Annotated in this window: 9 protein-coding genes and 2 pseudogenes; 9 read left to right on the forward strand and 2 right to left on the reverse strand. The window is 67.4% G+C overall.

Features of this window, described 5'->3' with window-relative positions; all coding sequences use genetic code 11:
• Positions 1–51 precede the first annotated feature (51 nt).
• The 6 genes and pseudogenes from ABIE00_RS07845 to ftsY all read left to right on the forward strand — a co-directional run bounded on the left by ABIE00_RS07845 (position 52) and on the right by ftsY (position 7560).
• A complete protein-coding gene (locus tag ABIE00_RS07845) occupies positions 52–576 on the forward strand; it encodes a YceD family protein (protein ID WP_331574846.1) in 525 nt (174 codons plus the stop codon).
• 36 nt (positions 577–612) lie between these two features.
• The gene (gene rpmF / locus ABIE00_RS07850; protein WP_003806041.1) at positions 613–816 is read left to right on the forward strand and encodes a 50S ribosomal protein L32; all 204 of its coding nucleotides are present in this window, start codon (positions 613–615) and stop codon (positions 814–816) included.
• A gap of 21 nt (positions 817–837) precedes the next feature.
• Positions 838–1614, forward strand: a complete 777-nt coding sequence (gene rnc / locus ABIE00_RS07855; protein WP_354258822.1) for a ribonuclease III — start codon at positions 838–840, stop codon at positions 1612–1614.
• A 6-nt stretch (positions 1615–1620) separates the two neighbouring features.
• Positions 1621–2592: a bifunctional DNA-formamidopyrimidine glycosylase/DNA-(apurinic or apyrimidinic site) lyase gene (gene mutM, locus ABIE00_RS07860; RefSeq protein WP_354258824.1), complete on the forward strand. Its 972-nt coding sequence runs from the start codon at positions 1621–1623 to the stop codon at positions 2590–2592.
• 120 nt (positions 2593–2712) lie between these two features.
• Positions 2713–6310: pseudogene (gene smc / locus ABIE00_RS07865) on the forward strand (chromosome segregation protein SMC).
• Between the two features lie 32 nt (positions 6311–6342).
• Positions 6343–7560 (forward strand): signal recognition particle-docking protein FtsY, encoded by a 1218-nt coding sequence (ftsY, locus tag ABIE00_RS07870; RefSeq protein WP_354258826.1) that lies wholly within the window; start codon positions 6343–6345, stop codon positions 7558–7560.
• Positions 7561–7620: 60 nt separating this feature from the next.
• On the opposite strand, the pseudogene ABIE00_RS07875 reads toward ftsY, so the two are convergent.
• Positions 7621–8866: pseudogene (locus tag ABIE00_RS07875) on the reverse strand (MFS transporter).
• A gap of 226 nt (positions 8867–9092) precedes the next feature.
• On the opposite strand from ABIE00_RS07875, the gene ABIE00_RS07880 reads away from it, so the two are divergent.
• Together ABIE00_RS07880 and ABIE00_RS07885 are read left to right on the forward strand one after the other, a co-directional pair.
• Positions 9093–10439 carry an ammonium transporter gene (locus ABIE00_RS07880; RefSeq protein ID WP_354258829.1) on the forward strand — a complete coding sequence of 449 codons (1347 nt, stop codon included), beginning with the start codon at positions 9093–9095 and terminating at the stop codon, positions 10437–10439.
• Positions 10436–10774, forward strand: a complete 339-nt coding sequence (locus ABIE00_RS07885; RefSeq protein ID WP_003806050.1) for a P-II family nitrogen regulator — start codon at positions 10436–10438, stop codon at positions 10772–10774. Before ABIE00_RS07880 ends, ABIE00_RS07885 begins: the two co-directional genes overlap by 4 nt.
• A 90-nt stretch (positions 10775–10864) precedes the next feature.
• Here the strand turns inward: ABIE00_RS07885 and ABIE00_RS07890 are convergent, their stop codons facing one another.
• Complete coding sequence (locus ABIE00_RS07890; RefSeq protein ID WP_354258831.1) at positions 10865–12247, reverse strand: glucose-6-phosphate dehydrogenase; 1383 nt, start codon at positions 12245–12247, stop codon at positions 10865–10867.
• 84 nt (positions 12248–12331) lie between these two features.
• Here ABIE00_RS07890 and ffh point away from each other — a divergent pair, with 84 nt between their 5' ends.
• Entirely contained in the window at positions 12332–13912 is a 1581-nt protein-coding gene (ffh, locus tag ABIE00_RS07895) for a signal recognition particle protein (protein ID WP_354258834.1), read from the forward strand.
• Positions 13913–13945: the final 33 nt, after the last annotated feature.

Below are 13945 nucleotides of genomic sequence, written 5' to 3' on the forward strand. Positions count from 1 at the left end.
TCGGTCATATGTTCAACAGGAGTTCTCATTAAGCGAGATGCAAGTTCGCCCTTGATGTTAGATGTCAAGGACCTCGGACGCAGTCCGGGGAGCATGCGTACACTGACGGAACATGTACCCGCGCCGGGGGATCTCGGCGTGGCGCTCATTGGCGTTCAGGAAGGCTCGGATATCGAGCTCGACCTGAGGCTTGAGGCCGTACACGAAGGAATTCTGGTATCAGGAACCGCCCTCACCGAAGTAAAAGGTGAGTGCGGCCGATGCCTGGATCCCCTTGCGTATGACCTTGAGGTCAATGTGCAAGAACTTTTCTTCTACGAAGGTGTACAGCTTTCTGACGGGGAAGACGATGAAGAGCAACGTCGAGTCGAGCACGATCTGATCGATCTTGAACCGGTGTTGCGGGACGCAGTTGTTACCATGCTGCCGTTCCAGCCGGTGTGCCGGGAAGACTGCCAGGGTCTGTGTTCCGAATGCGGAGCGCGCCTGGAAGACGAGCCGGGGCACCACCACGAGGTCGTAGATCCTCGCTGGGCTGCCCTAGCTGATCTGGCTAAGCCTGACCGGCAAAATTGATTTGTAAGTGTTTTTCTAGAGAGAAATGAGTTAGCCGTGGCTGTTCCCAAGCGGAAAATGTCTCGCTCGAATACCCGCGCCCGCCGCTCCCAGTGGAAGGCAACTGCCCCCCACCTGGTGAAGACCATCGAGAACGGCCAGGTCACCTACAGCCTGCCGCACCAGGCAAAGGTCGTTACCGACTCGGCTGGCACTGCGCTGTTCCTTGAGTACAAGGGCCGCAAGGTCGCGGACGTCTAATCGGCCCCCAAGCTGATCAGGATGTCTTCAACTGAAGAGCTTCTGAAGCGTCTCGGTGTCTTCATTGACGCCGGGACGCTTCGTCTTGCTCTGACACACCGTTCGTACGCCTACGAAAACGGCGGCATACCCACCAACGAGCGCCTTGAGTTCCTCGGCGACTCCATCCTGGGCTTCTCCGTCACCGATGCGCTGTACCGCGACAACCCGACGCTCCCCGAGGGCGATCTGGCCAAGCGCCGGTCGGCCGTGGTGAGTACCCGCGCCCTCGCGGGCATCGGCCGCAGCCTGGGCATCGGGGACTACATTTACCTCGGCCAGGGGGAGAAACTCACCGAAGGCAAGAACAAGGCCTCGATCCTGGCCGACACCATGGAAGCCCTCATCGGCGCCACCTACGTGTCCAACGACATCGAGACCGCCCGCCAGCTGGTGATGCGGCTCATCGGACCGCTCCTGAAGGACGCCGCCGCCCTCGGCGCCGGCACGGACTGGAAAACCAGCATCCAGGAGCTGGCAGCGGGACGCCAGCTGGGCAGCATCTACTACGCCGTGGAGGGCTCCGGCCCGGACCACGCGCGCACCTTCGTCGCCGTCCTCCAGATTGGCGGAACTGCCTACGGAAAGGGCTCCGGCCACTCCAAGAAGGAAGCCGAGCAGGAAGCTGCCGCCGATGCCTGGCGGAAGCTCTCTGGCGCGGAAGCCAAGGTCTCGGCCGAGGGGTCTGCACCGGCCGGCGCGGAGTCCGCAGCGGATGACGCGAAGGCGGCCCCGTCGGAATCCGCCGCGGGCAGCTAAGCTCCCGTGCCTGAACTTCCCGAAGTCGAGGTGGTCCGCCGCGGCCTGGTCAACTGGGTGCGCGGCCGGACCATCACCGGCGTAGACGTGGTTGACCCGAGATCCGTGCGCCGGCACTCACTGGGTCCCGAGGATTTCGCCGGGAACCTTGAGGGGGCCAAAGTCCTCGACGTCGTCCGCCGGGGCAAGTTCCTCTGGATGCCTTTGCAGGGGGACGGCGCGCCGCGCCCAAGCGTCGATGACGGCGACCCGGGACTGCCCGGCGTCGCCCTGATGGCCCACCTTGGCATGAGCGGGCAGCTGCTGATGCAGGACAGCTCCGTTCCGGACGAGAAGCATCTGAAGATCCGCCTGCGGCTGAGCCCGGAGGGCACCATGCCGGAGCAGCTGCGGTTCGTGGACCAGCGGATCTTCGGCGGCTTGTTCGTCACCACGCTCGTTCCCACGGACGACGGCGGACCGGGCGGGCTCGCGGAGGACCCGGTGCCGGTCATCGCGGAGGAGGCCTCGCACATCGCGCGCGACCCCCTGGATCCGCACTTTTCCTTTGACACTTTCTACCGCCGCCTCCGAAAGCGGAAGACCGGGCTGAAACGCGCACTGCTGGACCAGGGGCTCGTCTCCGGGATTGGCAACATCTACGCCGACGAGGCCCTGTGGCGGGCAAAACTGCACTATGCGAGGCCCACCGACACCCTCCGGCGGGCCGACGCCGAGCGCGTGCTCGCCGCTGCCCGCGACGTGATGACCGATGCCCTGGCCGCCGGCGGCACCAGCTTCGACTCCCTGTACGTCAACGTCAATGGCTCGTCCGGCTACTTTGAGCGTTCCCTCAACGCCTATGGCCGGGAGGGTGAGGAGTGCCGGCGCTGCGCGGCCGCGGGGATCCGCAGCATCCTGAAGCGCGAGCAGTTCATGAACCGTTCCTCCTACACCTGCCCGGTATGCCAGCCGCGGCCGCGCAACGGCCGCTGGTGACAATTCCCACCGCGTTCCGGGGCCCGGAGGGCCGTAAATCCGGGGATCCCGGCCGATTAGCCACTAGATTTGGTGGATGACAAGCAGCCGCTGCCGCCACCTACGGAGATCTGAAACACCTTGCACCTCAAAAGTTTGACCGTCCGGGGCTTCAAGTCGTTTGCGTCGGCCACGACGTTCGACTTTGAGCCTGGCGTCACGGCAGTCGTCGGACCCAACGGCTCGGGCAAGTCCAATGTGGTGGATGCCCTGGCCTGGGTCATGGGGGAGCAGGGCGCCAAGACCCTCCGTGGCGGAAAGATGGAGGACGTCATTTTTGCCGGCACGTCCGGCCGTCCGCCGTTGGGCCGCGCGCACGTCTCGCTCACCATCGACAACACCGACGGCGCACTGCCGATCGAATACAGCGAAGTCACCATTTCCAGAACGCTGTTCCGTACCGGCGGTTCCGAATACGCCATCAACGGCTCCGCCTGCCGGCTCCTGGATATCCAGGAACTCCTCTCCGACTCCGGACTCGGCCGCGAAATGCACGTCATCGTGGGGCAGGGGCAGCTGGACCGGGTGCTGCACGCCACTGCCGAGGACCGCAGGGGTTTCATTGAGGAAGCCGCCGGCATCCTCAAACACCGGCGGCGCAAGGAGAAGACTGTCCGCAAGCTGGAGGCGATGCAGGCCAACCTCCAGCGGCTCAGCGACCTGACCGGGGAAATCCGCCGGCAGCTCACGCCGCTCGGCAAGCAGGCCGAAGTGGCCCGGCGCGCGCAGACCGTGCAGTTCGAGGTCCGCGATGCCAGGGCCAGGCTGCTGGCCGATGACCTGGTCAAGCTCCAGAACGCCTTGGCACAGGACATCGCCGACGAGTCGGCGCTCAAGGCGCGGCGCGCCGTCGTCGAAACCCAGCTGGAAGAAGGCCGCCGGCGCCAGGCGTCCCTCGAACAGCTCGCGGCGGAGGCGACGCCGCAGCTGAACGCCGCCCGGGACACGTGGTACCAGCTGTCCGCGGGACGGGAGCGCCTGCGCTCGCTCGCCTCCCTGGCGCAGGAACGCTGCCGCCTGCTGGGCTCCGCAGACCCCGCGCCGGAGCCGGGCCGGGACCCGGAACAGCTGGAGCGGCAGGCCGCACGGGTCCGTGCCGAGCAGGGGGAGATGGAACAGGACATCCTCGAAGGGCGGGCCGCACTGGAGGCCGCCACCGCCGCCAAGTCAGCGGCCGAGGACGCCGCCGCGGCCGAGGAAAAGCGGCTCACCGCAGCGCTCCGGGCGGCCGCCGACCGGCGCGAGGGCCTGGCACGCCTGGCCGGCCAGGTGGGGGCAGCACGGTCCAAAGTGGAATCGGCGCAGGCCGAAGTCGGCAGGCTCCGCGAATCCCTGGCCGCCGGCGATGAGCGGCGACGGCATGCCCAGTCCGAGTTCACGGCGCTCGAATCGCAGGTGGCGGGGGTCGAAGACGGCGAGGAAACCCTCGATGCCGAATACGAGGATGCCAGCGCTGCCCTCGACGGCATCCTCGCGGAGATCGATTCGCTTAAAGCCGCCGAGCGCGACGCCGTCCGTGAACGGGACGCGCTGAAGGCACGGCACGAGGCCCTGCAGCTGGGCCTCAACCGGAAGGACGGCTCCGAGCATGTCCTCGGTGCCGGGGTGTCCGGCACCGTCGGCCCGCTGGCGGCCGCCCTGACGGTTGAACCGGGCTATGAGGCAGCCGTGGCGGCAGCCCTGGGCAGCGCGTCGGACGCGATTGTGGTGCGGGACGCCGGAACGGCGGCGGAACTGGTGCGCCTGCTGAAGGACGACGACGCCGGCCGGGCCACGTTGCTGCTCGAGGCCGCGGCCCCCTTCCGCGGGAACGGCAGCCGGATCCTCGCCGGCCGGCGCCCTGCCGGCCGGGGTCCGCCCCGCGGCGGACCTGGTGACGGCCTCCGGAACCACGGCGGCGGCCGTGCGCACACTGCTCGCCGCCACCGCCGTCGTCGACGACCATGACGCCGCGGCGGACCTCGTCGCCCGGCATCCCGACCTTACGGCCGTGACCTTGGCGGGGGACATTTTCACCGCCTTGACAGTCACCGGTGGTTCCGCGAAAGCGCCCTCGCTGCTCGAGGTGCAGGCCGCCGTCGACGACGCCGCGTCGCGCCTGGCGGACGTCACCGCCGGGTTGGAACAGTGCCGCTTTGCCCTTGCTGCCGCCCGGGCCCGCCGCGCCGAGGCGCAGGAGCGGGCAGACGCAGCGCTGGATCGGCTGCACGAATCCGATGCCCGGCTGGCCGCGGTGGCCGAACGGCTGGGCCATCTCAACTCGGTCCTGCGGAGCGCCGTCGGCGAGAGCGAACGGCTGGCGGCGTCGCTGGCCCGTGCCGAGGCAAACGTCGTTACCGAACAGGAGGCCTTGACGGCGGTGACCGCCCGGCTGGCCGCGGCCCAGGACGCGCCCGCCGAGGAGGAACCGTCCACGGAGCAGCGGGACGCGCTGGCGCTGGCCGCCTCACAGGCACGCTCCGCCGAAATGGAATCCCGCCTGTCGCTGCGCAGCCGGGAAGAACAGCTCACGGCAATCCGCAACCGGGCCACCTCCCTGGAGCGGGCGGCAGCCTCGGAGCGCCGGGCGCGGGAGCAGGCAGCCGAACGGGCCCGCCGTCGAAGGATCCAAGCCAAGCGGGCGGCGGCGGTCGCCGCCGCGGCGGAGCAGCTGACCCGGTTCAGCGACGTTTCCGTCGAGCTGGCCAGCCGGCAACGGGACCACGCCGAGCATGTCCGCGAGCAGCGGGACCGCGAACTTGCCGACATCCGCACTGCCAACGATGCCCTGGCCCGGGAACTGGCGGAGCTGACCGACTCGGTGCACCGGGACGAGCTGGCCCGGGCCCAGCAGCGGCTCCGGATCGAGGCGCTGGAAACGAAGTCGGTGGAGGAGCTGGGGCTGACCGCAGACCAGCTCGTGGCAGACTACGGGCCGGACCAGCCGGTGCCCGTGGCCGCTGCCGCTTCCACGGACAAGTGGGCCGCGCTGCGGGCGCCGGTCGATGCCGCAGGCCAGCCGGTGGTGGAGGGCGTGCCGTTCGTCCGGGAGGAACAGGAAAAGCGGCTCCGCAAGGCGGAACGCGACCTGTCATCGCTGGGCAAGGTCAACCCCCTGGCGCTGGAGGAGTTCGCCGCGCTGGAGGAACGCCACCAGTTCCTCAACACCCAGCTGGAGGACCTCAAGGCCAGCCGCAAGGACCTGCTGGACATCATCAAGGAAGTTGATGACCGCGTGCAGAAGGTCTTTTCGGAGGCCTTCGCGGACACCTCGGCGCAGTTCGTTCGGGTCTTCGGCCGGCTCTTCCCCGGCGGCGAGGGCAGGCTGGTCCTCACCGACCCCGCGGACATGCTCACCACCGGCATCGAGGTGGAGGCACGGCCCGCGGGCAAGAAAATCAAGCGGCTGTCCCTGCTGTCCGGCGGCGAGCGGTCGCTCACGGCGGTGGCCCTGCTCGTGGCCATCTTCAAGGCCCGGCCTTCGCCGTTCTATGTCATGGACGAGGTTGAAGCCGCTCTCGACGACACCAACCTGGGCCGGCTCATCACGATCTTTGAAGAGCTCCGGGAATCCAGCCAGCTGATCGTGATCACCCACCAGAAACGGACCATGGAGGTGGCCGACGCGCTCTATGGTGTCACCATGCGGGGCGACGGGGTATCCACCGTCATCAGCCAGCGGCTGGGAGCGGACGTCTGAGAAGCCCCTGCAGCTTGTGAGAAGCTAGGGGTGTGAATGACATTCTCCCCATTCTTCTGCCCATTCTTGCTGCCCTGGTAGTTATCGGCGGGCTGGTCCCGGTGCTGATGAAGGCCCGGAAATCCGGTAAGCAATACCCCGGCACCCGGGACGCGAACGACCCCGTTAAGCCGCTCGGAGGCGGAGGGACCCTCCTCGAGGACAGCCCGGCCGCGCCCGCCGCTCCTGCTGATCGCCAGGCCCGGGACGCCGCCGACCTTGAAGGACTGGAAGCCGACGTTCCGGATGACGCGGCCGGCCTGGAAACCATCCAGGTGGAGACGCCGCTGCCAGTGGCGGGGCGGCTCACCCGCCTCCGGGAGCGCCTGGTCAAGTCCAACAACGTGCTCGGCAAGGGCCTGCTGGCACTGCTCTCCAGCGACAAGATCGATGAGAACGTCTGGGATGAGGTGGAGGAGACCCTGCTCCTGGCCGACCTTGGCACAGAACCCACCATGCAGCTCGTGGACGCGCTCCGCGAACGTGTCAAGGTCCTGGGCGCGCGCGACCCCGAGCACGTCAAGGCGCTGCTCCGGGAAGAGCTCATCAAGATTGTGGACCCGTCCATGGACCGGAGCCTGCGGATCGACCGGCACGCGGACCGGCCCGCCGTCATCATGGTGGTCGGCGTCAACGGAGTGGGAAAGACCACCACCGTAGGAAAGCTGGCCCGCGTCCTCGTTGCGGAGGACAAGGATGTCCTGCTCGGTGCCGCGGACACGTTCCGTGCAGCCGCCGCCGAGCAGCTGGCAACCTGGGGACAGCGCGTGGGGGTCCCCACCGTGAAATCCGACATCGACGGCGCCGACCCGGCCTCGGTAGCGTACGAGGCCGTCAAAGCCGGCATCGAGCAGGAGGTCGACGTCGTCATGATTGACACTGCCGGCCGTCTGCAGAACAAGGTCGGCCTGATGGACGAGCTAAGCAAGGTCAAGCGCGTTGTGGAAAAGCTGGCAGAGGTGGACGAGGTCCTGTTGGTGCTGGACGCCACCACCGGCCAGAACGGGCTGAACCAGGCGCGGGTCTTCGCCGAAGTCGTCAACATCACCGGCATCGTGCTGACGAAGCTGGACGGGACCGCGAAGGGCGGCATTGTCGTCGCCATCCAGAAGAGCCTCGGCGTGCCCGTGAAGCTCATCGGCCTCGGCGAGGGCGCGGACGACCTCGCCCCGTTCGAGACCGAGGGCTTCGTCGACGCCCTCCTGAACTAGCCCGCATGCCAAGTAAGTAGCAGCAGGGGGCGTTCCCAGCCTTGGGAACGCCCCCTGCTGCTACCCGGTTGGGGTCCGCTGCACCGTCTCCCGCGCGGCCAGCCAGCCCAGGGCGGCCGCCAGCAGCACGGCGCCCGTCGCAGCGAACGCCCAGCTGTAACCGAACCGGTCCGCCAGCAGACCGACGAGCACCGGCCCGAGGATGGCACCAATGTCGGACGTCATCTGGTAGGCCGCCAGCACCGGTCCGCCTGAACGTTCCCGGCCGATCACATCGGCAACGGCCGCCTGCTGCGCCGGATTGAGCATTCCGGCGCCCACCCCCGCCAGCATCGACGCAGCCAGGAACCACCCGAGGCCCTGGGTAAGGCCCGATCCCGGAAGTCGCCGCGCCGGTGACCACGAGGCCGGCCACCATCATCGGCTTCCTGCCCAGGCTGTCCGCCAGCCTGCCCGACACGGTCAGCGCGAGGGCGTTTCCGGCAGCGAAGACTGCCAGCGCCCAGCCAGCGGCCCCCGGCCCGGAGCCAAGGGCCGTCACGGCAAAAAGCGGCACCGTGGCCATGCGCACGCCGAACGTCGCCCAGCCGTTGGCGAAGCTGGAGGCCAAGGCTGCCCGGTAGGCACTGTCACGGACGGCCTCGCCGAGTTTCATGGCCGGCTCGCCCGTTGCCTCGCCGCGGGCCGAGCCGGGTACATGGCTGAGCTGAGTCTGCACCACCAGGGCCGCGAGGACGAGGGCACCGGCGTAGGCCAGGAACGGGACACGCAGGCCGAAGCCGGCCAGCAGGCCGCCGACGATCGGCCCGCAGACATTGCCGATCAGGAACGCCGACGCGTACGCACCCGACACCCGGCCGCGGCTTTCCGGCGGCGCCAGCCGGACCACCAGCGCCATGGAGGCGACGGTGAACATGACCGAGCCGGCACCGCCCAGCCCGCGGAACACCAGCAGCTGCCAGTAGCTCTGGGCAAAGGCGCAGGCCGCAGTGGACGCCGCCACGATGAGCAATCCCGCAACATAGACGGGCCGCTCCCCAAGCCGGCCGATGAGCGCCCCGCCGGCAGGGGCGAACAGCAGCCGCATGAACGCAAAGATACTGACGATGACGGCGGCCGCCGTCGCGCCGACGTCGAACGTGGTGGCGAACTGCGGCAGCACCGGAGCGACCAGGCCAAAGCCCAGGGCGATCAGGAAGGCTGCGACGAGCATCACCTTGATGTCACGGGGCAGCGGAGCGCCGGTAGGGCGGCGGACCGCCGAAAACCGCGGCTTGCCCGCGGCGTTACGGGGGAGTGGCGTCATGGAGCGGGGAATCCTTGCGAAACAGGCCGGGCGGGCGTTTGGGAGCGATGAAACATAACCGTAACAAGCAGGATATGCACCATTTACGTCAGGGAGGTTGTTGTAACAGACCGGCAATCTAAATCCTCCGCCAGCGAAACACATCGCGGCAAAACTTGAACCAGAACGCAAAAGGCGTTGGGACAGGCGGGCATACCGCACTAAAAAGTAAGAGAGGACGTAGGCCATGGAACTCACTGCAGGTCTCGTTTGGCTCCTGGTCGCATCAGCGCTCGTGCTGTTCATGACCCCGGGCCTGGCATTCTTCTACGGCGGCATGACCCGTGCGAAAGCCGCCCTGAACATGATGATGATGAGCTTCGTCGCCATCGGCACCGTAGGCATCATGTGGGTCCTGTGGGGTGCTTCCATGGCTACGAGCAACGAAGACAACTTCTTCCAGATCTTCGCGAATCCTTTCAGCCACTTCGGCCTGCACAACTTCACCGACCCGGCGGACCTGCTGAAGGTTGGCTACGCCGCCACCTTCGCCATCATCACCGTGGCGCTTATCTCCGGAGCCGTCGCTGACCGCGCCAAATTCTCGGCCTGGACCATCTTCACCCCAATCTGGGCCACGCTGGTCTACGCGCCCATGGCCTACATGGTCTGGGGCGGGGGACTCTTCTCCAAGGATGGCTGGTTCGGCCAGACTTTCGCTCCTGTCATTGACTTCGCCGGCGGCACAGTCGTCCACATCAACGCCGGCGTCGCCGGCCTCATCCTGGTCCTGATCATCGGCAACCGCAGGGGCTTCGGCAAGGACCCGAACCACCGCCCGCACAACATCCCGTTCGTCATGCTCGGTGCGGCCATCCTCTGGTTCGGGTGGTTTGGTTTCAACGCCGGGGCAGCGGCGACTGTTGAACAGGCTGGTCTCATCTGGATCAACACCCTCGCGGCCCCCGCAGCAGCAATGCTTGGCTGGCTCGCTGTCGAGCGTTACCGCGACGGTCACCCCACCTCTCTTGGTGCAGCATCAGGCGTCGTGGCCGGTCTGGTCGCCATCACCCCCGCCTGTGCCAACGTCTCGCCGCTGGGGGCCATTGGCCTCGGCGTGGTGGCAGGCATCGCCTCTGCCCTGGCCGTCGGACTGAAGTTCAAGCTGGGCTACGACGACTCCCTGGACGTCGTCGGCGTTCACCTTGTCTCCGGCGTCGTCGGTACCGTGGCGATTGGATTCCTCGCGACCCCGACCCAGGGCGCGGCAGGCCTCTTCTACGGCGGCGGCGCCACCCAGCTGGTCGCCCAGCTGTTGGCAGCAGCCCTGTCCATCACGTTCACCTCGGTCATGACCTTCGTCATCGCCTACCCCATCCACAAGCTCATGGGCTTCCGGGTCTCCCAGGAACAGGAAGTGGTTGGTGTGGACCTCAGCCTGCACGCCGAAACCGCATACGAGTTCGGCGTCGGCGGCCACGGCGGCAGCTTCCAGCCCCTGCATGAGCTGATCACCGGTAGTGCAAACGACGGCAAGAAGACGGACGATAAGAAGACAGAAGCAGCAACAGGTAAGGAAAGCGTGGGGGCATGAAACTGATTACAGCAATCGTTCGTCCGGAAAAGCTCGAATCGATCCGCGAAGGCCTGGAGGCCTACGGTGTCCAGGGCCTGACGGTCAGCGCGGCCAGCGGCTACGGCCGGCAGCGCGGCTACACCGAGGTCTACCGCGGCGCCGAGTACAACGTGGATTTGCTGCCCAAGATCCGCGTCGAGGTGCTGGCTACCGACGAACAGGCTGACGACATCCTGGATGTCATCATCGCCAGCTCCAACACGGGCCGCGCCGGCGACGGCAAAGTCTGGACGGTCGATGTCTTCGAAGCAGTCCGGGTGCGGACGGGTGAACGCGGAGTAGCCGCCATCTAGCCCCAGCCGCCAGCCCAACGCAGCGGAAGGGCCGGTCACCAAAGGGTGGCCGGCCCTTCCTGCGTGTCGGGACTGTCCGGGGCGGGCAGCCTAATTGGGCGCGGGGCCGTCGGAGCCTGCCCGGTATTCCTCCAACGGAACCTTCCCTGCTGCCCAGGCGGCCAGCACGGGCTCCACGATCCGCCAGCACTCCTCCGCGGTGTCGCCCCTGACGGACAACAGGGGATCACCGGTCAGGACGCCCTCCAGGACTTCGCCGTAGGGGAGCAGCTCGGACGCGTTGAGTTCGGCCACGAGTGCGGCGCGGTCCAGACTGAAGATGTCCCCGGGGCCGTTCACGTCGACGTCGAGCTCCAGCGTGTCCGGGCCGAAGCCAATGCGGAGCGTGTTGGGGGTGTCCCTTCCGGTGAAGCCGGCGGGGAGGTGCGGAACCGGGCGGAAGGTGACCACGGCCTCCTTCCGCTTGTCGCCCAAGGCCTTGCCGGAGCGCAGGATGAACGGCACGCCTTTCCAGCGCCAGTTGTCGATATTCACGTGCACCTCGGCCAGGGTCTCGGTGTTCCGGTCCGGATCCACGCCCTCCTCCGCGGTGTAATCGGGGACGTCCTTGCCGCCGAGGCTTCCCGCGAGGTAGCGCGCCCGCCGGGTGCTGTCCGTGTAGGGCGGCTTGACGCTGCTGGCCCGCAGGACGGCGGCGATGGCGTCGCGGAGGTCGCGCTCGCCGATGGTGGCGGGGGGCTCGATGGCCAGCAGCGCCATGATCTGCAGCAGATGGCTCTGGATCATGTCGCGCAGGGCGCCCGCGCCGTCGTAGTAGCGGGCGCGTCCCTCCAGGGCCAGGTCCTCGTCGAAGACGATTTCCACCTTGGCGATGTGGTCGCGGCTCCAGACCGGCTCCAGGAAATTGTTGGCGAACCGCAGCCCGAGGATATTCAGGACGGTGGCCTTGCCCAGGAAGTGGTCCACCCGGTGGACGTGGTCCTCAGGAACCAGGGACAGGAGGGTCCGGTTGAGTTCACGGGCGGACTCCTCGCCGGAGCCGAAAGGTTTCTCCATCACCAGGCGCGTGCCGGTGGGGACCTGCTCCGGGCGCAGGATTTCGCAGGCCTTCTGGCTCACCTGCGGAGGCAGGGCGAAGTAGACGGCAACCGGGCCCTCGAGGTCGGCCAGGAGCTGCGCGAGCGGGCCGTCCGCGGTGACGTCCGCCTGATGGTATTCCGTGGAATTCGCCATCGCTGCCAGGGCGTCCTTGCCGGGCTCCGAGGCATTCTCGGCGGCGGCGTCGAAGGCCTTGTGCACGCGTTCCTTCCACTGCTCCGGCGACCACGGATCCGAACCGGCCCCGACGAGCCTCAGGCCGGCGGCGCGGCCTGAGCCCACCAGCCGTGCCAGGCCGGGGAGGAGGAGCCGGCCGGTAAGGTCGCCGGAGGCACCGAGAATGAGCAGGGTCTTTACGGTCGTTTGGCTCGTCACCCTGCCAGCATGCCATCTTGAAGGCGTGTCTTGATACCCTAGATAGTCGAGTCCCGTACATCCACTGAAAGAAGTGCACGGCGCGTGTTCAATTCACTCTCTGACCGGTTGACAGCAACCTTCAAGAATCTTCGCGGCAAGGGCCGCCTCACCGAGGCAGATGTCGACGCCACAGTCCGCGAGATCCGTCGCGCCCTGCTGGATGCCGATGTTGCCGTGCCTGTGGTCCGGGAATTCACCGGGCAGGTCCGTGAGCGTGCGCTGGGCGCCGAGGTCTCCGGGGCCCTGAACCCCAGCCAGCAGATCGTGAAGATCGTCAACGAGGAGCTTGTTGAGATCCTCGGCGGCGAGACGCGGCGCATCCGGATGGCCAAGACCGGCCCCACCATCATCATGCTCGCCGGCCTCCAGGGCGCCGGCAAGACCACCCTGGCCGGAAAGCTCGCCAAGTGGATGAAGGCGCAGGGCCACAGCCCCATCCTCGTCGCCTGTGACCTTCAGCGCCCCAACGCCGTGACACAGCTGCAGGTCGTGGGCCAGCGCGCCGGCGTTCCTGTCTTCGCGCCGCACCCGGGCGCCACTTCCGAGCTGGCCCACCCGGCGGGCGACCCTGTCGCCGTCGCACGCGCCGGCGTTGACGAAGCCCGCCAGAAGCTGCACGACGTCGTCATCGTGGACACCGCCGGCCGACTCGGCGTCGACGCCGACATGATGGAGCAGGCGCGCCAGATCCGCCGGGCCATCGTCCCCAACGAAGTCCTCTTCGTCATCGACTCCATGATCGGCCAGGACGCCGTCAACACGGCCACCGCGTTTGATGAAGGCGTGAACTTCACCGGCATCGTGCTGTCAAAGCTCGACGGCGACGCCCGCGGCGGTGCCGCGCTGTCCGTTTCGTCGGTCACCGGCAAGCCCGTGATGTTCGCGTCGACCGGCGAAGGCCTGGACGACTTCGAACTGTTCCACCCGGACCGGATGGCCTCGCGCATCCTGGACATGGGTGACGTCCTGTCCCTCATTGAGCAGGCTGAAAAGTCCTGGGACAAGGAAGAAGCCGCCCGGATGGCGAAGAAGTTCGCCGACCAGGAGGACTTCACGCTCGATGACTTCCTCGCGCAGATGCAGCAGATCCGCAAAATGGGCTCGATGAAGAAGATGCTGATGATGATGCCCGGTGCGCAGAACATCCGGCAGCAGCTGGAGCAGTTCGATGAGCGTGAGATCGACCGGGTGGAGGCCATCGTCCGCTCGATGACCCCGCACGAGCGGGTGGCGCCCAAGATCATCAACGGTTCCCGCCGGGCCCGCATCGCCCGCGGTTCAGGTGTGCACGTGTCTGAGGTCAACGGCCTGCTGGAACGCTTCGCCCAGGCCCAGAAGATGATGAAGAAGATGGCCCAGGGCGGCGGCATGCCGGGAATGCCCGGGATGCCCGGCATGGGGGCCGGCGGTGCCCGCAAGGGCGGCAAGAACGCGCCCAAGAAGAAGGCGCGTTCCGGCAATCCTGCCAAGGCAGCCCAGGAGCTCCGCGAAGCCGAGGCCAGGCGTGCTGCGGGGGCCAAGGCGGTACCCACGGGAGCAGCCTTCGGCCAGCAGTCGGGCGACTTCGATCCGTCCCAGCTGAACCTGCCTAAGGGCTTCGACAAGTTCATGGGCGGCAAATAGGGCGCATGGTCATGTCGGCCTGCGCCGATGTCA

This window comes from Arthrobacter sp. OAP107 (assembly GCF_040546765.1).
In the GTDB taxonomy this organism is placed as follows: domain Bacteria; phylum Actinomycetota; class Actinomycetes; order Actinomycetales; family Micrococcaceae; genus Arthrobacter.

Bases quoted from the DNA above. Each gene is read 5' to 3' on its own strand.
- ABIE00_RS07885 (WP_003806050.1), top strand. From the start codon at position 10,436: ATGAAACTGATTACAGCAATCGTTCGTCCGGAAAAGCTCGAATCGATC.
- rnc (WP_354258822.1), top strand. From the start codon at position 838: ATGTCTTCAACTGAAGAGCTTCTGAAGCGTCTCGGTGTCTTCATTGAC.
- ABIE00_RS07880 (WP_354258829.1), top strand. From the start codon at position 9,093: ATGGAACTCACTGCAGGTCTCGTTTGGCTCCTGGTCGCATCAGCGCTC.